19 protein-coding genes are annotated in these 22,025 nt (G+C 60.9%); 1 reads left to right on the top strand and 18 read right to left on the bottom strand.

The genetic code is table 11. The features are described from left to right. Window positions 1-6 precede the first annotated feature (6 nt). From VMY05_12235 to serS, 3 genes are read right to left on the bottom strand one after another with little or no spacing between them, the layout of a single operon-like run. Window positions 7-1,566, bottom strand: coding sequence for a response regulator (locus VMY05_12235; protein ID HUV31842.1), 1,560 nt, complete (start codon window positions 1,564-1,566; stop codon window positions 7-9). A gap of 2 nt (window positions 1,567-1,568) precedes the next feature. Further along, on the bottom strand, window positions 1,569-2,831 hold the full coding sequence (locus VMY05_12230) for a HAMP domain-containing sensor histidine kinase (GenBank protein HUV31841.1): 1,263 nt from the start codon (window positions 2,829-2,831) through the stop codon (window positions 1,569-1,571). Further along, entirely contained in the window at window positions 2,831-4,096 is a 1,266-nt protein-coding gene (serS, locus tag VMY05_12225; GenBank protein HUV31840.1) for a serine--tRNA ligase, read from the bottom strand. Before serS ends, VMY05_12230 begins: the two co-directional genes overlap by 1 nt. 201 nt (window positions 4,097-4,297) lie before the next feature. Here serS and rpmB point away from each other — a divergent pair, with 201 nt between their 5' ends. Continuing rightward, entirely contained in the window at window positions 4,298-4,519 is a 222-nt protein-coding gene (rpmB, locus tag VMY05_12220) for a 50S ribosomal protein L28 (protein HUV31839.1), read from the top strand. Between the two features lie 176 nt (window positions 4,520-4,695). Here rpmB and VMY05_12215 read toward each other — a convergent pair whose 3' ends face one another. From VMY05_12215 to mraZ, 15 genes are all read right to left on the bottom strand, one after another. Then, the gene (locus VMY05_12215) at window positions 4,696-5,463 is read right to left on the bottom strand and encodes a flagellin (GenBank protein HUV31838.1); all 768 of its coding nucleotides are present in this window, start codon (window positions 5,461-5,463) and stop codon (window positions 4,696-4,698) included. A 327-nt stretch (window positions 5,464-5,790) separates the two neighbouring features. Next, window positions 5,791-7,056, bottom strand: a complete 1,266-nt coding sequence (ftsZ, locus tag VMY05_12210; protein HUV31837.1) for a cell division protein FtsZ — start codon at window positions 7,054-7,056, stop codon at window positions 5,791-5,793. Window positions 7,057-7,088: 32 nt separating this feature from the next. Next, the gene (ftsA, locus tag VMY05_12205; GenBank protein ID HUV31836.1) at window positions 7,089-8,309 is read right to left on the bottom strand and encodes a cell division protein FtsA; all 1,221 of its coding nucleotides are present in this window, start codon (window positions 8,307-8,309) and stop codon (window positions 7,089-7,091) included. A 1-nt stretch (window position 8,310) separates the two neighbouring features. After that, window positions 8,311-9,030 carry a hypothetical protein gene (locus tag VMY05_12200; GenBank protein HUV31835.1) on the bottom strand — a complete coding sequence of 240 codons (720 nt, stop codon included), beginning with the start codon at window positions 9,028-9,030 and terminating at the stop codon, window positions 8,311-8,313. Further along, window positions 9,027-10,406: a UDP-N-acetylmuramate--L-alanine ligase gene (murC, locus tag VMY05_12195; GenBank protein HUV31834.1), complete on the bottom strand. Its 1,380-nt coding sequence runs from the start codon at window positions 10,404-10,406 to the stop codon at window positions 9,027-9,029. The genes VMY05_12200 and murC overlap by 4 nt, the downstream gene beginning before the upstream one ends. 46 nt (window positions 10,407-10,452) lie before the next feature. Then, window positions 10,453-11,610: an undecaprenyldiphospho-muramoylpentapeptide beta-N-acetylglucosaminyltransferase gene (gene murG, locus VMY05_12190; protein HUV31833.1), complete on the bottom strand. Its 1,158-nt coding sequence runs from the start codon at window positions 11,608-11,610 to the stop codon at window positions 10,453-10,455. Then, window positions 11,607-12,704 carry a putative lipid II flippase FtsW gene (ftsW, locus tag VMY05_12185; protein HUV31832.1) on the bottom strand — a complete coding sequence of 366 codons (1,098 nt, stop codon included), beginning with the start codon at window positions 12,702-12,704 and terminating at the stop codon, window positions 11,607-11,609. The genes murG and ftsW overlap by 4 nt, the downstream gene beginning before the upstream one ends. After that, window positions 12,685-14,076: a UDP-N-acetylmuramoyl-L-alanine--D-glutamate ligase gene (murD, locus tag VMY05_12180; GenBank protein ID HUV31831.1), complete on the bottom strand. Its 1,392-nt coding sequence runs from the start codon at window positions 14,074-14,076 to the stop codon at window positions 12,685-12,687. Before murD ends, ftsW begins: the two co-directional genes overlap by 20 nt. Then, complete coding sequence (mraY, locus tag VMY05_12175; protein HUV31830.1) at window positions 14,073-15,161, bottom strand: phospho-N-acetylmuramoyl-pentapeptide-transferase; 1,089 nt, start codon at window positions 15,159-15,161, stop codon at window positions 14,073-14,075. Before mraY ends, murD begins: the two co-directional genes overlap by 4 nt. Further along, window positions 15,161-16,555: a UDP-N-acetylmuramoyl-tripeptide--D-alanyl-D-alanine ligase gene (murF, locus tag VMY05_12170; protein ID HUV31829.1), complete on the bottom strand. Its 1,395-nt coding sequence runs from the start codon at window positions 16,553-16,555 to the stop codon at window positions 15,161-15,163. The genes mraY and murF overlap by 1 nt, the downstream gene beginning before the upstream one ends. After that, window positions 16,552-18,018 carry a UDP-N-acetylmuramoyl-L-alanyl-D-glutamate--2,6-diaminopimelate ligase gene (locus VMY05_12165; protein ID HUV31828.1) on the bottom strand — a complete coding sequence of 489 codons (1,467 nt, stop codon included), beginning with the start codon at window positions 18,016-18,018 and terminating at the stop codon, window positions 16,552-16,554. The genes murF and VMY05_12165 overlap by 4 nt, the downstream gene beginning before the upstream one ends. Window positions 18,019-18,046: 28 nt before the next feature. Further along, window positions 18,047-20,107, bottom strand: a complete 2,061-nt coding sequence (locus VMY05_12160) for a penicillin-binding transpeptidase domain-containing protein (protein HUV31827.1) — start codon at window positions 20,105-20,107, stop codon at window positions 18,047-18,049. An 11-nt stretch (window positions 20,108-20,118) separates the two neighbouring features. Next, window positions 20,119-20,613 (bottom strand): hypothetical protein, encoded by a 495-nt coding sequence (locus tag VMY05_12155; protein ID HUV31826.1) that lies wholly within the window; start codon window positions 20,611-20,613, stop codon window positions 20,119-20,121. A gap of 3 nt (window positions 20,614-20,616) precedes the next feature. Next, window positions 20,617-21,561: a 16S rRNA (cytosine(1402)-N(4))-methyltransferase RsmH gene (rsmH, locus tag VMY05_12150; GenBank protein ID HUV31825.1), complete on the bottom strand. Its 945-nt coding sequence runs from the start codon at window positions 21,559-21,561 to the stop codon at window positions 20,617-20,619. Beyond that, window positions 21,542-22,015: a division/cell wall cluster transcriptional repressor MraZ gene (mraZ, locus tag VMY05_12145; protein HUV31824.1), complete on the bottom strand. Its 474-nt coding sequence runs from the start codon at window positions 22,013-22,015 to the stop codon at window positions 21,542-21,544. Before mraZ ends, rsmH begins: the two co-directional genes overlap by 20 nt. Window positions 22,016-22,025 lie beyond the last annotated feature (10 nt).

Here is a 22,025-nt window from a genome sequence, read left to right as displayed (position 1 = left end):
GGAACTCTACCTCGGGGTCAAAACGGCCAGCGGCACGACCATCTCATCGAGCGAAATGCCGCCGTGCTGGAAGGAGTTCTGAAACAGACGCACCATCTCATTGTAGTTGTTGGGGTATACGAAGTAGAAATCTTCCTTGGCGATGATGTAGGTGGTGGCCAGAGTGAACAGCGGCAACCGCCATTCAGCCGGTTTCTTGATGATCAACGACTCTTTCGGGTCGGAATTCAGGTTGTCACCGTACTTGTAGCGCAGGTTGGTCGAGGTTGAACGCCGCCCGTGGGCCATGGTGCCTCGCTTGCACAGGACCGAGCCGTGGTCCGAGGTCAGGACGACGGTAAAATCGCGCGAGGCAAAAGCCTTGAGGATTGCAAACAACGGCGAGTGTACGAACCAGCTTTTCATCAAAGAACGGAACGCAGCGTCCGTACCCGCGATCTCCTTGAGAATGACGTTGTTCGAACGACCGTGCGCAAGAATGTCAAGGAAGTTGAACACGATGGTGGCCAGCGAGCACTCGAAGTAATCGGAGATGCGCCTGGCCAGTTCCTCCCCCTCGCTGTTGCTGAAGATCTTGGTATACCGGACCTGCCGTTCCGGGCGAACACCGTGACGGGCGAGGTTATCGAGAAGGAACTTCTCCTCGTACCGGTTCAACGAACCCTCGTCCTGTAACCGGTAGTTTTCGGGGTACGTTCTGGCGATATCATCCGGGAACAGTCCGGCAAAGAGCGCGTTGCGGGCAAACGGCGTCGCGGTGGGAAGAATGGAGTAATAGTAGTGTCGCTCGATATTGAAGAACTCGGCCAGGAGCGGCTCGACAAGCATCCACTGGTCCAGACGAAGACAGTCGACAACGATGTAGAGCACCTGCTGGTTCTTTTTCAACCTCGGAACGACAAAACGGGTGGTGACGTCCGGTGACAGGAGGGGCCGCTGCTCGCTATCGAGCCAGTCCCTGTAGTTGCTGAGCACGTATTTCGTGAACTCGATGTTCCACTCTTTCTGGGTTCCCGTGTGCGTGTGCTGGAGGCCCTCGTCGTTGCTTTCATCCAGCTGCAGATTCCACGAGGCCCCGATACGTGCCGCCTCGTGCCAGTCTTCCGGTGCCATGTGACCGTAAAGGCGCTGGTTGAACCGGTTGATCTCAGTGATATACCGGCGCATGGACGAGGAATCGATTATTTTCCTGGCGTCCAGCAGCCGCTTTATGACCAGGAGAATCTGGGACGGGTTGACCGGCTTGACGAGATAGTCATCAATCTTCTGGCCGATCGCCTCCTCCATCAGGCTCTCTTCCTCCGACTTGGTGACCATGACCACGGGAAGGTACGGACGGATATCCTTCATTTCCTCCAGCGTTGTCAGACCGTCCTTGCCCGGCATGACCTCATCGAGCAGAACCAGGTCAAACAACTGCTGCCTGACAGCCATGATGCCGTCATCACCGGACATGGCCGGTACCACCTCGAAGCCCTTGTTTTCCAGAAAGAGAATGTGAGGCTTGAGCGAGTCGATCTCGTCATCCACCCACAGAATGCGCTTCTTATCCGACACTGTCGTCATCGTTATCCTTTTGCGTTATTCCTGACCGGCAGTAGTATTTCAAACACCGTCTCGCCGGGTTTTGATCGCTTTAAGTCGATGTGGCCGCCGTGATACTCTTCTATTATACGCTTGACAAGGGTAAGGCCCATTCCCCAGCCGCGTTTTTTCGTGGTGAATCCCGGCCTGAAGATCTTTCGGGCCGCCGGTGCCGCTATCCCCGGGCCGTTATCCTTTATTTCCAGGCAGACGTCCGTGCCTTCGGAGCCGGCCGCGGTGGCAACCACGATCCTGCCCGACATGGAATCCACAACTTCCAGACTGTTCTTTATGAGATTTTCAAGCGCCCAGCCGAACAGTTCGGCATTGGCGTGCACCTGCGGCAATTCTCCTCGCTCAAACCGAATCTGAATCCCTTTCCCCTTGAATGGCACACGCCGACGGTAGTACGAGACTGCTTCCTGGACCAGTTCGTTCAGATCGCAGGGGTCCAGGTCCGGTATCGATCCGATCAGCCCGAAACGGTTAGCCACCCGCTGCAGTCGCTCTACGTCGACCTGCATATTCTCCGCCGTGCTCGCGATAAGCTCCTGCTGGGCCTGTGAATCCATCCTGGAACGATTCTCGACACCGATAACCTCCAGCCAGCCCAGCAGCGACGAGATGGGGGTGCCGAGTTGGTGCGCCGTCTCCTTGGCCATGCCCACCCAGATATACCGTTCCTCGCTGCGCCTGATGTTCTGGAAGCCAATTATTCCCACGGCCAGAAAGGCCAGGACAATACCAATTTCGATAAAAGGCATCAGCGTGAGCTGGCTGATGACCCGGGAATCACCGTAGTAGAAATAATTGACGTGCTCGGGGGTTATATACAGCGGGTATTCCCCGTTATCCGCCCGCATTTTTTGTGTCACTTCCTCCATTTTCAGGCGAGTCGCAAGGGCAGTGTCACCGGGCAGAACGCCGGGGATGTTGCGCCACGAGTGCGGCACACGCGCACTGTCGCAGACGACAATCGGAAAGCTGGCTTTCAGGATGACCTCGTCGAAGATAACCTGCAATTCCCCGCTGGAGGTCGGCGAGTTGGCGACCTCCTGCCAGAGCTTGACGTACAGGTCCACCTGGCGGCGCGTATCCTGCTTCAGAACGTCAATAACGGAGAACGTATACCAGATGAACACCACCGAGACCGCCGCCACCCCGACCAGGAGAAACGTCTTGAACAGGGTCGACTTGCCGATGTACAGGTCTGACGTGCGGTTTATGATCTTCCGCTTTGCCGCCATTACGTGATCCGCTCAGCTCCATGCATGTAGGGTCGAAGAACCTCGGGGATGGTGATACTCCCGTCAGGGTTCTGGTAGTTCTCGAGAATAGCCGGTATCAGGCGGGCCAGGGCCACCCCGGAGCCGTTCAGCGTGTGAGGATAGTGCAGCTTCCCTGTCTCGTCGCGGAAGCGGCACGCCATTCGCCGGGCCTGGAAATCCTCGAAATTGGACACCGAGGAGATCTCCAGGTACCGCTCAACTCCCTCCGACCACAATTCCAGATCGTAGCACTTGGCCGAGGCAAACGACAGATCGCCCGAGGCCAGCATGCAGACGCGATACGGCAGTTGCAGCCCCTGCAGGACCTTCTCAGCCTGCGCGACCAGCGACTCCAGTTCCTCGTACGAGTCCTCCGGGCGAACCACCTTCACCAGCTCCACCTTGTCGAACTGGTGCACGCGAATCATGCCCCGAGTATCCTTTCCTGCCGCCCCGGCCTCACGCCGGTAACAGGGGGAATGGCCGACCATGCATACCGGCAGGTCCTCATGGCCGATGACCTGCTGTCTGAAGAGGTTGGTGATCGGAACCTCTGCGGTGGGAATCAGGTAGAGGGATTCATCAGCGGTCTTGTACATGTCGTCGTCCAGCTTCGGAAGCTGCCCGGTGCCGAACATCGTTTCGGCCGTCACCAGGTGAGGGATGTGAACTTCCGTAAAACCGTCGGCGACGTGCCGGTCGAGCATGTAGTTTACCAGGGCGCGCTGAAGACCGGCGCCCAATCCCTTAAGCACGTAAAAGCCTGCTCCGGAAACCCGGGCGGCCGCGGCCAGATCAAGAATCCCCAGCTTTTCGCCGATCTCCCAGTGCGGCAGGACCTTGAACTCCGGCTGCCGTATCTGCCCCCACTCGCGGACGACCACGTTGGCGGCCTCGTCCCTGCCTATCGGCACCGATTCGTGCGGCAGGTTAGGTACCCACGTCAAGGCGGTGTCAAGGTCGGCCTGGATCTGGTGTAACTGCTTATCCAGTTCAGCTATCCGGTCGCCCACGGCGCGCATCTGCGCAACCGCCTCGTCGGCCGGCTGGCCGGCCTGCTTCTTTTTGCCTATCTCCGCCGAGGCCCGGTTGCGCTCCGCCTTGAGCCGCTCGACGGAGCGTATTATGTCCCGACGGTGCTCATCAAGGGCAAGAATCCGGTCGATGTCGCACGTCTCGTTCTTGTGGGCTGCTCCGGTCTTTACCAAGTCCGGATGCTCCCGGATGAATCTGAGGTCAAGCATAGAGTATCCTGCCAAGTTGCCGATTATACGCGCCGGTCAAAACAGGTATCCAAGTTAGTATAAGCCAGCCGGAAACGCCAGTCAAACACACGGCCCATATGTCCGGCTGCCCCCGGCGCGGCCGGATCTCCAGAAAATGCTTGCCTTTTGAGCCGCAGGGCGTACCTTTATGGCCACATTACCTTAGGAGTCGACAGTTTTATGGCTAAAGTATGCGAAATCTGCGGCAAGAGGCCCATGACCGGACACAGCGTCTCTCACGCGCATAACCTTACCAAACGCCGCTGGATACCGAACCTTCAGCGGGTCCGGGTGGTGGTCGACGGTACGCCGAAGCGAGTATCCGTATGTATGTCATGCCTGAAAGCAGGCAAAGTCACCAAGAACGTCCAGCGCAAAAAGCCCAAATCAGCCTCGGCGTGAACTAAAGCCTTCGCGCCGCGCGCCCCGGCAAAGGGCGCGTCCGGCGGTTCTAGGCTCACCGCCCCCAGGGGCGGTTTTTTTTTGAGTTGCCTCCGGGCATAGAAAAGCCGCCGGGAGGAGCCGATCCCGGCGGCATGCGCAACATAACCATCCAATGGATGAGGGGGAGACCGACACTACAGGCCCATCAGGCGCACCACCCCGGCCCCGTTAAGGGCGGTATGAGCCACCATCGCCATCGCCACCTGGGTGCGGATCATACTGCTGACGAATCTCGCGTATTCCATACCGTAATCCGCGTCCCGCACCTGTGATTCCGCCGCCACCAGGTTCTCACGAGTCACCTGCAGAGAAGCCCGGCGGCTTTCCAGCTCATTCTTCTGGGTGGCGCCCAACTCCGTCTGGACGGAGTCAAGCTCGGCGCTGGCGCCATCGATCTGTTGAATCGACGATGCCGCGGCCTGTGGTGTCGACAGGTCGATATCCGTCAACTCGGAGACCTCGGCCAGTGACCCCTCCGACCCGTCGAGCGTTCGCGAACCGTTGAACTCGGCGTTTTGAGCGGTCGAGTTGAAGGTGTTCACGATTGCCCCGGCAGCCGTATTGTACGCCTGCTGGGCCTCTTCGCTGTTGCCGCCCTCGTTGGCCGCGGCGACGGCCAGCGCGCGGAGGTCGGTAAGCTGCGAACGAAGCTCGCCGACGGTCGAGGAGACCGTCTGATACTTGCTGATGACTGACGAAATATTGTCGATCTCGCTGTTCAGCGATGCAATCTGGGAGCGCAACTGTTCGGATATCACCAGCCCGGCCGGATCATCCGAAGCCCGGTTGATGCGCAATCCGGAAGCCAGTCTCTCCGCAGATTTGTACAACACCGACAGGTTGCTCGTCAGGCTCAACAGGCTCAGCCCGTTGGTAAGATTGGAATGTAACGTGATACCCATGTCACCGTTCCTGGTTCAAAATAGAACTTAGCTCTCAGGGTGCTGTTCTGCAAAGAGCGTGCCGTTCGCGCAGTCCTGGAATCCGTTGCGGCATAACACGTTGAACTCAGGCGACGGGGTCGTGATCTGCGAATGCCGCCGATACTGGGGCAGCCGCCCCATACGATAGCGGACGGACCGATGACCGGCACAAAATAATGCCGCCGGCAGGGTAGTTTAACCGGCGGCATTGTGGAGGAACCAAGAGTAGCGCGAAACTGCAAACTTTTCTCTATCGCGACTCCTGCGCTATGGTTTTCACGGCCCGTTCTCTATCTTGTCACGACGCTATTCACTTTCATCGAGTCGCCTGATGTAGGCGGGAATGGTTCGATCATCCTCGGAGAAGATCGGCACGCGCGCCCGCACTTGATTCCCGTTACCGTTCCCGTTACCCGGACCCGGCTCGTTGTCTTCAGCGGAGAGGTAACCGGATTGTACCTGGGCCACTGCGGGGGATGCCTCCTTGGGACTCGGCGACCGCACGACCCTTCGCGCCACGTCCTCGGGGAACAGTGACATGGCACGGGCCGGCGGCGCGCAAGTGACCTTCTGCTCCTGCTTCTTTGCCGCTTCGGCGCGATGCCCAAAGCCGGTGGCTATTACCGTAACCCTCATCTGATCGCTCATGACGGGGTCAATAACGGCGCCGAAGATGACGTTGGCGTCGTCACCGGCTTCGTCGTAGATGAGCGAGGTGGCCGTGTTGACGTCAAACAGCGACATATCCTCTCCGCCGGTGACGTTGATCAGCACCCCTCGCGCCCCGCTGATTGACACGTTTTCCAGCAGGGGTGACGATATGGCTCCGCGCGCGGCATCGATCGCCTTTTCTTCCCCTTTGCCACAGCCGGTACCCATGAGCGCGTCGCCCATCTCGAGCATGACGGTCCGCACGTCGGCAAAATCGCAGTTGATAAGCCCGGGTATCGTGATCAGATCGGAGATGCCCTTGGTGGCCTGGTGCAGCACCTCGTCGGCGGTGGAAAAGGCCTCGCTGAGGGTGGTTTTCCTGTCCACGATTTCCAACAGTCTTTCGTTGGGAATCGTTATGAGCGTGTCCACCTTCGCCTTCAGGTCGGCCAGTCCCTGCTCGGCGCGTTCCTTGCGTTTCCGCCCTTCGAAGCGGAACGGTTTGGTCACAACTGCCACCGTCAGGGCTCCGGCCTCCTTGGCAATCTCGGCCACGATCGGCGCGGCGCCGGTGCCGGTGCCACCGCCCATGCCGGCAGTGATGAAGACGAGATTGGGATTGCCCATGATCTCGCTGACCTCCTCACGGCTTTCCTCCATGGCGCGGCGACCGGTCTCGGGGTTGGCGCCGGCGCCGAGGCCGCCGGTAATCTGCCCGCCGATCTGAACCCGCTTTTCTGCGCAGTTCTGGTCGAGCACCTGGGCATCCGTATTGATGGCGACGAAATCGACACCCTGCAATTCCGCCGCGATCATACGGTTGATGGCGTTGCCGCCACCGCCTCCGACACCCACCACCTTGATCTTTGCGTGGTTTGAGTAGCCGGAAGCAAAATCAAACTGATGCTTCGCGCTTGACATCCTCAGTTCCTCCTTGGACGTCTATGTGTTGACTACAATTTCTTTGTTATCCATTGCTCAATCCTTCTGAACAACCCGCCCAGCGCCCCCGTCTTGGCGCCGACCGGTTCGTAGGCAAACCCGTAGACCAGCAGCCCGTGCGCGGTAGCAAACGGGGCGCTGTCCAGTTCCTCCGGGGTATGCTCGATACCCCGCAGTTGAGCCGCCCGCACGGGCATGTCAAAAATCTGTTCCGCCAGCTCCAGCGTGCCCGGCAGCAGCGAACCGCCGCCGGTCAGAAGCATACCGGCGGTGAAGGTGTCGAGCCGGTGAAGCTTCCGGAGTTCCTTGCTGACCAGCGAGAATATCTCCTCGACGCGTGGTTCGATAATGGACGCCAGGACATGGCGTGAGATTTCGCGGGCCGGGCGCCCGGCGACCCCGGGCACTTCGATCATCTCTGACGGGTCCACGGACGAAGCCAGGGCCGCGCCGTGACCGAGTTTCAACCGCTCCGCCTGTCCCACCGGCGTGCGCAGGCCGATGGCAATGTCGTTTGTGACGTTTCGGCCACCCAGCCCGATAACCCCGGTGTGGCGTATGGCTCCGTCGTAAAACACCGAGGCATTGGTGATGTCCCCGCCGATATCGACAACTAGGCACCCGGCTTCCGTGTCGTCCTCGGCCAGCAGCACGTGGGACAACGCAAGAGACTCGAGAACCATGTGGTCCACGCCCAGGCGGCACCGCTCCAGGGCACGAAAGATATTCCTGGCCGAGGTCACCAACGCCGTCACGATGTGCGTCTCGACCTCGAGCCGGACCCCCGACATGCCCACGGGGTCCTTGATGCCGGACTGATCGTCCACCGAATAACCCTGGGGTATGACGTGGATTATCTCGCGGTCCACCGGTATCGCCACCGCGCGCGAGGCTTCGATAGCTTTCCGGACGTCGGCGGCGGTGATTTCGTTGTCGGTGCGGCTGACGGCCACGACCCCATGGCTGTTAATAGACCTGACGTGTTCTCCGGCTATGCCCACGGTGACGCGATCGATTTCCGTCCCCGAGACAAGCTCGGCGTCGTCGATGGCCTTGCGGATTGATTTCACCGTTTTGTCCATGTCGACGACCATACCGCGTCGCAGCCCGTCAGACGGCGCCCGGCCGTGACCGATTATGTACATGCCACCCTGGTCATCCATCTCGCCGATCAGTGCGAGCACCTTGCTGGTGCCGATATCGAGCGCTGCCACCATCCGATTCCCGGCCATGCTACTGCGCTCCACCTTCCTTGATGATCATGTTGTCCAGGCGCAGGTCCAGGGCGTCAGCGGCCTTCAGGTCCGCATCGAATTGCTCGAGGAACGTCACATATTCATTAATCTGACTTTCAAACTGCGCGGCGTCGACTTTCAGCCGGTACGGCAGCCCGGCGACGGTGACGATCAGGCAGTCCGTGCGACCGAAATCGACTTCGCTTATCAAGCGGTAAAGATCCACGTTGTCCCCGCGCAGCTCGATCAGTTGCGGCACAATAATCCTCACCCGCGGGTCGTCGCAGTAGTCGTACAGGCGGTCGGCCGTCACGTTGGTCAGCACCGGGTGTTCCCAGTCGGCCACCGAGGGACCGAGAAGAACCACGCGGGCCGTCGCGTTCAATCCCTTCAGCCGGCCGCTCTTTTCGTCCACCACGAAACAGGCGGGCGTAAAGTTGTTGGTGCGCACATCGATGGCGTGCATCAACTGGTAGTCGACGTCGACTTTGAATACGCCCTCTTGGTCAAGCAGGGCGGTCACGAGCTTGTCCACGGGCTGCCGCAGGATCATTCTATCCTCGGACAGGCCGTACTCGTCCTGCCAGTTCTCAACCGGCTCGCCGTTGAGCGTCACCGCCTCCAGGTGGCACACGTCAGTGACGTTGATGGTCACGGCTGCGGCGGTGAGCGCCACGGCCAGCACCGCCAGCACGATGCGTCTGCGGTTCACGGTCATTTGAACTTACCTCCCAGCCGTTCGAGCACCATGCCGCGAATATGCGTTATCGAACCGGCGCCGATGATAAGGATGACGTCGCCCGGACGGGCAATTCGTTCGATCTCGTCTACGGCATTCTCTTTAACCCCGACGTACGTGAAATCACCGCCGCCCGCGGCCTGCGCCGCCTGCCTGATACGATCCGAGGTGATACCGGGGATCGGTTCCTCCCTGGCCGGGTAGATATCCGTCAGGATGCACTTGTCGGCCGCGGCCAGGACTTCCGCAAACTCTTCGAGGAAATCGCGCGTGCGTGAGTAGAGATGCGGCTGGAAGACGGCGACCAGGCGGCCGGTGTAGTTCTCGCGCGCCGTGCTCAGGGTCGCCCTGATTTCAGAGGGGTGATGCGCGTAGTCATCAATGACGGTGATATCATCCACCCGGCCGACAACTTCAAAGCGGCGTTCCACTCCGCTGAAGGATCGGAGGGCATCGGCGATGGTTTCAAACGGAACCTCCAGTTCGGTGGCGGCGGCAATGGCCGCCAGCGCATTGGCCACGTTGTGGCGGCCGGGCACGCGAACAATGATCTCGCCGAGAAGGTCACCGCGACGATAAACGGAAAAGATCGTGCGCCCGGATTCGGCGCGGATATCGAGCGCCCGGTAGTCGGCCTCGGTCGAGAAGCCGAAAGTGGCATAGGGCCGGGTGATCCGCGGCCGGAGTTCCGCGATGTTGCCGTCATCGGCCGATATGATGGCGGAACCGTAAAACGGAACGCGGTTGATATACGTGAGAAACGCTTCTTTCAGATCATCGATACCGTCATAACAGTCCAGGTGGTCCGGTTCGATATTGAGCACCACGGCCATGGTCGGAAAGGTGGCCAGGATCGAACGGTCGTACTCGTCCGCTTCCGCGACCAGGTAGTCCCCTTCGCCGAGCGAGGCGCCGGTGCCAAGCTCAGACACGATGCCGCCCACGATCAGCGTGGGATTGAGGTTGGCCCGACGGAGTATCATGCCGACCATCGACGTCGTGGTGGTCTTGCCGTGGGTTCCGGCCACGCCGATCGAGAACTTGAGCCGCATGAGTTCGCCCAGCATCTCGGCACGTTTGATGACGGGAACTCCCAGGCGCCGCGCTTCGACCACTTCCGGGTTGTTCTCCCCTATGGCCGACGAGATGACCACGACGTCGATATCCTCGAGGTTGGAGGCTCGATGCTCGTCGAAAACCCGGATGCCGAGCGAGCCGAGATACTCGGTGACTTCGCTGAGCGTGCTGTCGGAACCGGTGACATGGTAGCCCAGGTTCTGGAGAATCTCCGCAATGCCGGACATACCGGCTCCGCCGATACCGACGAAATGCAATTTCTTGAATCGTCCGAACATCACCATGCCGCGTACAAATCCTCTGGTTTTGACATCCGCCGATAGCTCACGAGTCAACGCCGCCCTCCCATGCCTGTTGCTGTTCCAGCAAGTCGATCAAATCCTCGGCGATAATGTCCACCGCCGGTTTTCTATCGGTAGTCGCCCTGATGATACTCTCCCGCATCCGGTCCGCCCGACCGGATCGACAGACGGTGACAGCCCGTTCGAGCAGATCGCAGCGGTCGAGTTCCGCCTGCTCGATAATCTCGGCAAAGCCGCTGTCGGCAACCTCGCGGGCGTTCTTGATCTGATGGTCGCCGGCCGCAAACGGGTAAGGAATCAGAATGGCAGGGATATGGCAGGCCTGCAGTTCGGCCAGCGTGAGCGCTCCGGCGCGCGCAATGGCCAGATCGGTCGCCGCGTAAACCAGGTCCATGCGCTCTTCAAAAGGGAAGAGGGAGTGAGGTTCTACCTTTTCACCCGCTTGCGCGATCACGTCCTTGTAACCCCTCTTCCCCGTCTGCCACAACAGTTGGTAACCCTCGGGCAGTGAAGCCGCCTTCAGGCCTTTCAAAATCGCCGCGTTCAGGTCACGTGCTCCCTGGGAGCCGCCCAGAACCAGGATCGTTTTCTTCCGCGGATCCAGTCCGAAAACTCCGACAGCCTCTTGTCGATTGCCGCTCGTGATCGAACGGCGCACGGGATTACCGGTCACCATCACCCGTCCCCGCGTACGCAGGTGCCGCCGCGCGCCCTCGAACCCGAGATAGACGCGCGCCGCGTGAGGCGCAATCTTGCGGCTGGAAATGCCGGGATAGGAATTCTGCTCCTGCAGGACGGTGGCGATTTTCGCGGCCGCCGCCATCCTGAGAACCGGCAGCGATACATAGCCGCCCGTGCCGACGACGACGTGGGGCCGGAAACGGTTGAGCAACGAGCGTGCCTTGATCATCGCCCCCAGCAGCACGAACGGCACCAGCAGGTTCTTAATGGTGAGTGAACGTGCCAGTCCTCGCACGCTGATCACGTCCAACGGATACCCCAGTGATTCCCTGATCCGGTACTCCAGGCCCCGTTTCGTCCCGACCAGGCGAATGTCTATGCTCCGTCCGGCACCGAGCAGCTCAGTGACACGGTCCGCGATGGCGATGGCCGGGAACAGGTGTCCACCCGTACCACCGCCGGCGAACAGAAGACGTGCCGATCTCGCCGCGCCGGTCATCGCGCCACCCTCCGCGAAAGATTCAGCAGGACGCCCACCGCCGCGCTCGACATCAGAAGTGAAGATCCGCCGTAGGAGAAGAACGGCAGGGCCAGCCCCGTGACGGGAAGCAGGGAAGTCACGACGGCGATGTTGATCGCGATGTTGACAAAGAGCGACCAGGTCATGCCGGCTCCGAGCAGGAAACCGAACCGGTCCGGCTGCGCCGCGGCGATTTTCCACCCCCGCCACAACAGGAACGAGAGCAGACCCATGACGAGCAACAGCCCGAGCAGGCCGATCTCCTCACCAGTGGCCGCGAAGACGAAATCGGTATGGGGATACGGCAGGTAGAAGAGCTTCTGACGGCCTTCTCCAAGGCCGGTGCCGAGCAGGCCGCCGCAGCCGAGCGTCAGGGCCGCCTGCCTGACGTGGTAGCCGCCCTGAATGGGATCGATAACGGACGCAACGTAATCGAGGATGCGGGCCTTCTTGTATCCAAGGACAAACACAAAGAACGACGCGATCAGCGCCGGGGGAACGAGCGCCGCATACAGATGCCTCAGACGCGCCCCGGCCAGGAAGAACATCCCCAGGGCCGTCAGGCACAGCACCACGCAGGTGCCAAGATCGGGTTCAGCCAGGATCAGGGCCAGGCCCAGGCCGATTATCGGCACGTATGGAAATGCCAGTTGCTTCGGGTCGCCGAGATTCCGTTTTGGATTGGACAGCGAAAAAGCCAGGTAAGCCACAACCAGAAACTTGAACAATTCCGAGGGCTGCAGGGTCAGCGGCCCCATGGTCAACCACCGGTGAGAACCGTTTCGCGCGGGCATGACAAACACAAGCATAAGCAGGACGAAAGTCAGCATAAGCGCGGGCACCGAGTACACGGCCAGCCGTTTCAGGTCCAGCCGGTAGATAACGAACACCGTCAAAAGTGACAGCACGGTCCAGATCATCTGATGCTTGAGAAAATACAGGTGCGAACCGAAACGGCTCTCAGCGATGATCGATGAAGTCGAGTAGACCATGATCAGCCCGGCGACCAGTGTGACCAGGTAGCCGAGGAGCAACCCCTCGTCGTAGCGGTTTTCAGCGCGAGACTTTTTCATTGCTGTTTCGATTGTTTTTCAACGCCTGCACGGCGGTCTTAAAGACACGGCCGCGGTGTTCGAAATCGTCGAACATGTCAAAACTGGCACAGCCCGGCGACAGGACCACTGTCTCGCCCGGCACGGCATCTTCAAACGCTTTCCGGACGGCTTCCTCGAGGGAATCGGCGAACCGGGCGGGGAACGATCTGCCCAGGGCCTCAAATATCATGTCACGCGCCTCGCCGATGAGAACCAACCCCTTGATTCTGTTTTGCCCGGCCGCAATGATCGGATCATAACCGGCGCCCTTGTGCCGCCCGCCGCATATCAGATGGACGGGTCCCGGCAGGGACTTCAGGGCATAACAGACCGAGTCGACGTTGGTGGCCTTGGAATCGTTGACGAACGCCACGCCGGCCACCGTTCCGACCGCCTCCAGGCGGTGTTCCACACCGGGGAACGACCGCAGTACGTCCCCGATGGTGGCGGCCTCGACCTCGCACAGCGTCGCCACGACGGCCGCAGCGGCGGCGTTCTGCAGGTTGTGCGGACCGGGAATGCGAATCTCGTCGCACCGAACGACAGCGGCCGGAGCATCCGATACCTGCACGTACAAAGTGCCGTTATCAACGAAGGCGGCCACACCGTCACGCCGGCCGGTGCTGAAATACAGGCGGGACGCGCGCGACGGCGGGTCATCGGCCATGGATTCGGCATCGTCCCGGTTAAGGACGAAATAGTCGTCCGCGGTCTGGTTCTCAGTTATGCGGTACTTGATCCGTTTGTAGGTTTCGAAAGTACCGTGCCGGTCGAGATGATCCGGAGTCAGGTTAAGGATGACGGCGACGTGCGGGTGGAAGTCGGCGATGGTCTCAAGCTGGAACGTCGAGACCTCCACCACGGCCACTGACGATTCGGTCAGTGCTTCCACCACCTCGGCAAAGGGCAGGCCGATATTGCCGCATACGCGCACGTCTCGCCCGTCGGCGGCGAGGATTTCGCCGAGTAAAGAGGCGGTGGTCGTTTTGCCGTTGGAGCCGGTGACGCCGATGATGCTTCCCCGGTAAAGCCAGGAGGCAAATTCCAGTTCCGAGAAAAACGGGATACCCCTCTCGGCGGCGGCCCGCAGAATTTCCACGGTCAGCGGCACGCCGGGCGACAACACGAGGTAATCGCGGCTGAGCAGCCGCTCGGTGTGCCCGCCGGTCTCGAATTCGATTCCCGCCCGCGACAGTTCATCGGTCTGACCGGTCAGCCCGGCCGGCGGCGCGGCATCTGACACGAAGACAGAGGCGCCGTGCTTGAGCGCCAGTCGTGCCACGGCCATGCCGGAACGAGCCATCCCGACAACACCGATCTTGCGACCGTTTATTCTCTCTTCCGCCGTCATCTTACCTTCAGCGTCGCCAGAGTCAGAAGAACGCACAGCGCTCCAATGATCCAGAATCGCACAACTACCTTAGGCTCCGCCCACCCGAGCAACTCGAAGTGGTGGTGAAGCGGAGCCATCTTGAAAACGCGTTTCCCGCCTCGATACCTGTATGACAATACCTGAATGATCACCGACAGGGCGGTCATGACGAACACGCCCCCGACGATGACCAGCAGCAGTTCTTTCTTGATAAGGATGGCGATGGCGCCGAGCGCCCCGCCGAGGGCAAGAGATCCCGTGTCCCCCATGAAGACCTCCGCCGGATGTGAATTGAACCAGAGAAACCCGAGGGCGGAACCGACCGCCGCGCCGCAGAAAACCGCGAGCTCGCCGGTGCCCGGGAAGTACTCGATCTGCAGGTAGCTCGAGTAATCCAAACGGCCGCTTACGTAGACCATGCCGCCGAAGGCGACAAAGCAGAGCGCGCACAGACCGATAGCGAGACCGTCAAGACCGTCCGTGAGATTCACGGCATTCGAGGCCCCGGTGATGACGATAATGATGAACGGCACGTACACGACGCCGAGGTTCAGCACGTAGTTCTTGAAAAACGGAATACCGGTCGTGCCGTCGTACAGGCCGCCGGGAGCAACGTAGGTCAGAAGGAGGCCGAAGACGGCCCCCAGGAGCACCTGGCCGATCATCTTCTTCCTCGCCACCAGCCCCCTGGACTGGCGTCGGATGGCCTTGAGATAATCGTCCATAAAGCCGATGGCGCCCAGCCAGACGGTCACCAGAAGAACCATCAGGACATAGTAATTCGTCAGGTCGGCCCAAAGCAGCGTGGGGATGACTATCCCGGCCAGAATGATCAGGCCGCCCATAGTCGGTGTGCCTTCCTTCTTTTTGTGGCTGGCCGGCCCGTCCGGGCGAATTTTCTCCGCCACCTGGTACTTTCGCAGCAGGCGGATGAAGAACGGCCCCAGAACGAGACAAATGAAGATGGCTGTGACGGTGGCGCCGGTCGTCCGGAACGTGATGTACCTGAACAGGTTCAACCCCGAGAGGTACTGGGTAAGGGGATACAGCAGATGATACAGCATCAGGCCTCCTCCTCCCGCCCGGTCCACTGCCGGACGATCACTTCCAGGCCGATTCCCCGCGAGCCCTTGACGTAGACCAGGTCACCGTCGCGAAGTTTGGCTTTCATCCTTTCGGCGCACAGGTCGGCGCTCTCGAAGTGCTCCAATACGTTCGGAGCCACACCGACGCTGACCGCTTCGTCCACCGTGTGCCGCGTCATAGGGCCGACCAGGGCCGCGTAATCGAACGTCAGTTCAGCCAGGGCTCGTCCTATTTCCCTGTGGTACCGCTCGCTGCTCGAGCCGAGTTCGAGCATATCCCCCAGGATTATGAGCCGGCGGCCGTGATCGTTGCACTCGGCAAACGACGCCAGGGCGGACTTGACGGAGTCCGGGTTGGCGTTGTAACAGTCGACGATAAACGTGACACCGTGACTGGTCACCGTCTCACCGCGCAGGGGCACGGACTCAAAGCTGAGTGCCGCCGTATCGACGCCGTCAAGGCGACCGCCGAGCGTATGCACAACGGCGTACGCCGCCAGCAGGTTGTAGACCTGGTACTGTCCGAAGAGTGGAAGCCGGAAGGTGGCCTTGCCGATACGCACTACCGTCACGCCGGAGGCATCACGCTTTACCGCCGTCGGCGTGAACGTGGCCGGTTTCCTGATGCCGAAGGATACGTAGTCCTTGCGCAACCTGACCGTTTCCCGCACGAGAACGTCGTCGTCGGCGTTGATAATCACTGGCTGGTCGGCCGACATGGTCGGTACTACTTCGAGTTTGGCCCGGGCCACGCCCTCGACCGAATCGAGAAATTCAAGATGAGACGGGCCGACGTTGGTGATAAGCATGACGTCGGGCCGTACAATCTCCGCCAGGCGAGTCATCTCGCCCGGTGAGGAAATGCCCATTTCGAGCAGGGCAATCTTCGTCTCCTGCGGCATGGCCAGCAACGCCAGCGGCATGCCGTAAAGGTTGTTGTAGTTGCCCGGTGACCGAAACACTCCGTCCTGGACTGCCTGGAGCAGGCGGAAGGCAACTTCCTTGGTCGTCGTCTTACCGTTGGAGCCGGTAATACCGACCCGCCTGGCGCCGACGCGTTCCCGGTAATGTTGAGCCAGTTCGATCAGGGCCTGATGACTGTCCGCCACGGCCACGACAGGAAAGCGATACCGGGCCGGTGATGACCGGACGGCCTCGGACTGCAGCAGGGCGCCGGCGGCGCCGCGCTCGATAGCCTGGTCTATGTAATTGTGACCGTCGTTACGCTCTCCGGGCAAGGCCACAAACAATTCCCCCGGACTCAGCGTGCGGCTGTCAATGGAGACCCCGCGGAACGTTTGATCACCGTGAGACGCCTCGTTGAGCGCCCCACCGGTCACGCGCATAAGCTTGTCGAAACTCAGTGTGATCACTTGCCCTCGTCCGTTGTCTTTTCGTCGAGAGTCAGCGACGCAACGGCCGCCTTCACCTCGGCTACCTCGTCAAAGGGGTGTCGGGCCCCCTTGATCTCCTGGTAGGTTTCCGCTCCCTTGCCGGCCAGCACCACGGCGTCCCCGGGCCCGGCCTTGCGCACTATAGCGGCGATTCCTTCCCTGCGATCGACGTGGATCTCGTATTCCGCGCCCTTCAGCCCCGGCTTGATGTCGCCGATTATGGCCCGGGCATCCTCGCCGCGCGGGTTGTCGGACGTAACTACGATATAGTCGGCGCACCTGGCCGCGGCCCGGCCCATCATGGGCCGCTTGCCTCGGTCGCGATCGCCCCCGCAGCCGAACAGCAGCAGCAGGCGCCCCCGGCTGAGTTCACGAACCGCCTCGCACAGGCGTTCAATCGCATCCGGGGTATGGGCGTAATCGACGTACACGGCGAACGGCTGTCCGACGTCGATCGAGTTCAGCCGGCCCGGCACCGGCATCGTTCTTTCAAGGCCGGCAACGACACTGTCGAGATCGGCACCGCTGGCCAGCCCGCCGGCGGCGGCGGCCAGGGCGTTCATGAGGTTGAACCGGCCGGGCAGTTTAATGCGGACGGTTCGGTTTCCCATCGGCGTGACAAGATCGAAGATCGTGCCGTCCGCCCTGAACGCGTGCTCCCCGCAGCGGACGTCGGCCTGGCGGTTATCCAGTGAGTAGCTGAGAAAAGATGCCACCGCCCGTCCGAACAACGGTTTGAACTCCGGGACGTCGAGGTTTATCACGGCGTGCCCGAGACGGCCGTCCAGCTTGTCCAGGAGCGACGCCTTGGCCTTGAGGTACTCCTCCATGGTCTTGTGAAAGTCCAAGTGGTCGCGGGTAAGATTCGTATATACGGCCACGCGGAAATTGACGTTGTCCAGGCGGTGCATTACGAGCGCGTGCGACGAAGCTTCTATCACGACGTTGACGCACTGGTTTTTCTTCATGAGGTACAGCAGGCGCTGGAGGTCGAGCGACTCCGGCGTCGTTCGCTCCGCCGTGAACTTTTCCTTCCCCGTATCGTAGACCTGCGATGTCACCAGGCCGGTGCAGCCGTTGGATAACGCGAGAATCTCCCGCAGCATCATGCAGGTGGTCGTCTTGCCGTTGGTCCCGGTAACGGCGTACGCCTTGAGCTTCTGCCCCGGGCTGCCGTAAAACCGGGCCGAAACGTCCGCCATGGCCTTGCGAATGTCGGGGACGTGGACGTACGTGGGGATAGGGTCACCGTTGTCGCGTTCGCCCATGGCCGCAACGGCACCGTTGTCGTAAGCCTGCTTCAGGAAATCGTGGCCGTCCCGGCGATATCCTCTTACGGCAAAGAACAGGGAGTCCGGGCCGATCATCCGGGAATCGTATTCCACCCGGGCGATTTCCACTGCACCGTCGCCGTGCAGCACGGCCTCGTCGAATCCCCGTATGAGTTCTCCGAGAGTGATAGCAAGCTCCTTACCCCGGCCGGCAGTCTAGCCGACAGACCGTCGCCGCCGACAGGACATGGCCCTGCCGGACGGACTGCCGAACTACCCGGCCGTTTCCCTCTATGACAAACTTTATACCTTGATGGTGGAGAAGGGCCGCCACCTGCCGTACGGTCATGCCGCGAAGGTCGGCCATGACCCTCCGGTCCGGGTCGTGTGGCCGGACGGCGACCACCACTTCGTCTCCGGCAAAGACCAGCCGGTCCGGCGGGGGATACTGCCACTCCACCGTCCCCTCATCGACGGATGTGCGCAGCATAATCCCCCGCTGGCCGGCCATCTGTCTGGCCAGGACGACGTCACGCCCGACGAAATCCGGCGTCTCGACGGTCCTGTCGAGCCGCCTGGCGTCGGCAACCAGTGTTTGTTCGGGAACTGCAAACAGGTCCGGGTTGCTCACCGTGTAGCGCTCGGCAATGCGGCGAAAGGCCGGCCCGGCCGTGTAACCGCCGTACGTGATCGGCCTGGGGTCTTCAAGCACCACGATGCCTGCGATAACCGGCGACTCGTACGGGAAGAATCCGGCGAAGGACGCCATGAACCGGTTCTTGAAGTACCGCCCGTGCTCCGGATCAGGGATTTCAGCGGTGCCGGTCTTGCCGGCAATGGACACGCTTGACGAGTGCGCCGGCATCGCCGTGCCACGTTCCACCACGCCGCGCAGAAGAACCCGCAGTGAGTCACTGGTCGACCGGTTGAAAGCCCGCCCGAAACTCTCCGGCTCTTCCGTCGGACGCACGTATCCTTTCTCGTCCACGGTGCCAAGCACGAGTCGGGGGCGAACAAGATCGCCGCCGTTGGCAATAGCGGCAAAGCCGGCCGCCACTTGCAGCGGGCTGGCGGCCACCGAGTGCCCCATGGCGAGAGAGGCGACGTTGTATTCGGACCACCGCATGGTGCGAAGGACGCCTCCCGTTTCTCCCGGCAATCCGCATCCCGGCTTCTCCCCCAGGCCGAACCGGCGAAACGTCTCGATCAACTCCGGCCCGCCGAGCTGAATGGCACATTTGGCGACGCCGATGTTACTGGAAAGCTCGAACACCTCGCGAAAAGTCAGCCAGCTGTGCTCCTTGTCATCATGAAGCATCCGGCGGCCGATTTTCCAGCGTCCTTCCTCGCAGAAAATTGAATCATCCAGCTTGACCACACCGGCATCAAGGAGCCCGGCCGCGGTGAAGGCCTTCAGGACCGAGCCGGGTTCAAACTGATCGGTCACGGCCCGGCACTTGGTCGGATGCAGACGATCACTTTCCGTCGGGTCATAGTGAGCCATCGCCAGGACGTCACCGTTGCGGCAATCGAGGAAAACGGCTACCCCTGAGCGGGCTTGATACTCATCCACCGCCGCCTGCAACTCTCCTTCGACAATGCCCTGGAGCCGCCAGTCTGCGGTGAGCACCACCGAAGTCCCTCGCACCGGCTTGACGAGGGCCGATTCCCGGACACGGATGGTGTTGCGCAGGCCGTCGCGGAGAATGTCGGCCAGGCCGGTCTGACCGGCCAGAACGGAATCAGAGGCCCACTCAAAACCGGACTGCCCTTTGTTGTCGATGTCAGTGAATCCCAGGACCTGTTTGCCGACCACGCCGAACGGATACTCTCTTCGGCTCTGTTCACGGAGGTACAGTCCGCGGGGGGCGGCCTGCGCGATCCTCTCGGCCTCCTCGTCACTCAGGCGGCGCGTGATGTAGCGAAATTTGCACACTGACAGCCCGAACTTCCGGATGGCCGAGCCGGGCTTCAGGTGGTAGTAACGATCAAGAAAGGAAGACACCCGTTGCAGCTCGCCCGCGTCGTGGGGGTAGGCGTACAGCGCCGAACCGGCGACGTCTCTTGCCACCACGCGGCCGTAGCGATCGTAAATCATGCCGCGTGCCGCCGGAATGACAACTTTGCCGCGCGACTGGCTGTCGACGATCTCACGACACTGGTCGTGCTTGACCACCTGTAGCTGTACGAGTCGCGCCATCGCCGTCAGGAAGAACACGGCCACCAGGCAAACGAGGACACCCAGGCGTCTGTTCTCCATACGCGTCCGCTTCACCTGGCTGATCCTTCCCTGGCAACGGTGTCAAACCTGATGGGACGGAGTTCCCGGCCTGATGCCTGGGCTTCCGTGACAATCGGAAGGTAGTCTGCCACGCGCTTGATTGACGAGAACATGGCCGTCAGTTCGTCGGGGGGGATTTCCCTTTCTGACTTCTTGATCAGCGTAAAGAGGCGATCGGCCGTCACCGGTTGCAGCCCGAGGGTGTCGCGGGCGTACCGCTCAACTCGCGAGGCCATGGAGAGGGCCGCGATATCCGAGCTGGTTTTCTTCACGTCGTCGACCAGGGACCGGTTTTCCGCGCGCAACGCGGCAACGTCCTTGGCCAGCTCAATCACCATCACGCGCTGCCAGACGTGAACACAGGCGGCTGCAAGCAGGCCGAAGGCAATGGCACCGATGGGAATATACTTGTGGCAGCGCAGGCGCTGGAAAAACGCCGAGCGTATCTGAACGGTCTCCTTGAACTTTCGAACCGAGCGAGCCATCGTTTACAACTTCTCCCCCACGCGCAGACGCGCCGAACGGGCCCGCGGATTTTGTGCAATCTCGTCCGGACGGGGAGCGCAGGCGCGGCGCGTCACCGTCTTCATGGTCGGACGGGCTCCGCACACGCAGAGGGGGATCCCCGGCGGGCACGTACAACGGCCCTTCGTCTCGGCCTGGAGAAAACGTTTTACCAGGCGGTCTTCAAGCGAATGGTAGGAAATGACGGCCAGCCGCCCGCCCGGGACAAGAAACCCCAGGACCAGGGGCAGGACGCGGGCCAGTTGGTCGAGCTCATCGTTGACGGCGATCCTGAACGCCTGAAACACGCGCGCCAGGCTCTTGGTCTGGTGCGGAGGCCGGACGCTGTTGAGGACGATGTCGGCCAGCTGCAGGGTGGTGCCAATCATCTGCTTCTGTCTCTCCCTGACAATTGCCGTGGCGATCCGTGCCGCCTGCTTCTCCTCCCCGTACTGACGGATGAGTCGCGTTAGCTGCTTCTGATCGAACGAGGCAATCAGGGCCGAAGCTGGACGCCCGCACGAAGTGTCGAATCGCATGTCGAGCGGACCGTCATGTCTGAACGAAAAACCACGCCCGGGATCCTCCAACTGGTAAGAGGATATTCCCAGATCCAGCAGGATACCGCTAAACGACTCTTCCCCGATCCGACCGGCCACCGCCGCAAGATCGGCGAAGGCCGCCCGAATTATCATCCGAACATGTGTTGTCTCTTTGAGGGCCAGGGTAGCCCGGTCGACCGCCTCCTGGTCGCGATCAATACCGAACAGCCGTCCCCGGCTTCCCAGTCGTGTTGCCAGCGACTTGAGATGTCCTCCACCGCCAGTCGTCAGGTCCAGATAGGCACCGTCACGATCAGTGACCAGAAGCCCGGCCACCTCTGCCGCCATGACCGGCAGGTGGCCAACGTTACTCCGACCGCTGGTCATGGCCGGTGTACAACCGCTCAGCTACTTCCTCGTAACTTCCGGCGAATTGCTCCAGGTAGTACGCGAAGCGATCCGGGTCCCATATCTCGACCCAGCGATTGACCCCGATAACCAGTAGCTCGCGCTTGAGCCTGGCTTCCGTGACCAGATGCGAGGGGATCAGTATTCGTCCGTTACGATCGGGCGTGACAACACCTGCAGCAGAATAGAACCGGCGACTGAAAAAACGGAAGTCTTTCTGGGTGAAATTGAGAGAGGAAAAACGTCTTTGTATTTCTTCCCACTCGACCGCCGGATAAATACTCAGACATCCCTCCAGTCCTTTGGTGAGAACCAGTTCCCCTTCCAAGAGCCGCGTGCCGTCGGGCCCGGTTGCGGCTCGAAGCTTGGCCGGAATTGCGAACCGCCCTTTGTTATCAAGGGTCGTTTGAAATTTGCCATAGAGTCCGGTCAAACGTTGCTCC

The organism is Acidobacteriota bacterium (assembly GCA_035529075.1).
In the GTDB taxonomy this organism is placed as follows: domain Bacteria; phylum Zixibacteria; class MSB-5A5; order GN15; family FEB-12; genus DATKXK01.
Note: the sequence above shows the minus strand (reverse complement) of the source record. Positions and strands in the feature narration are given on the sequence as shown.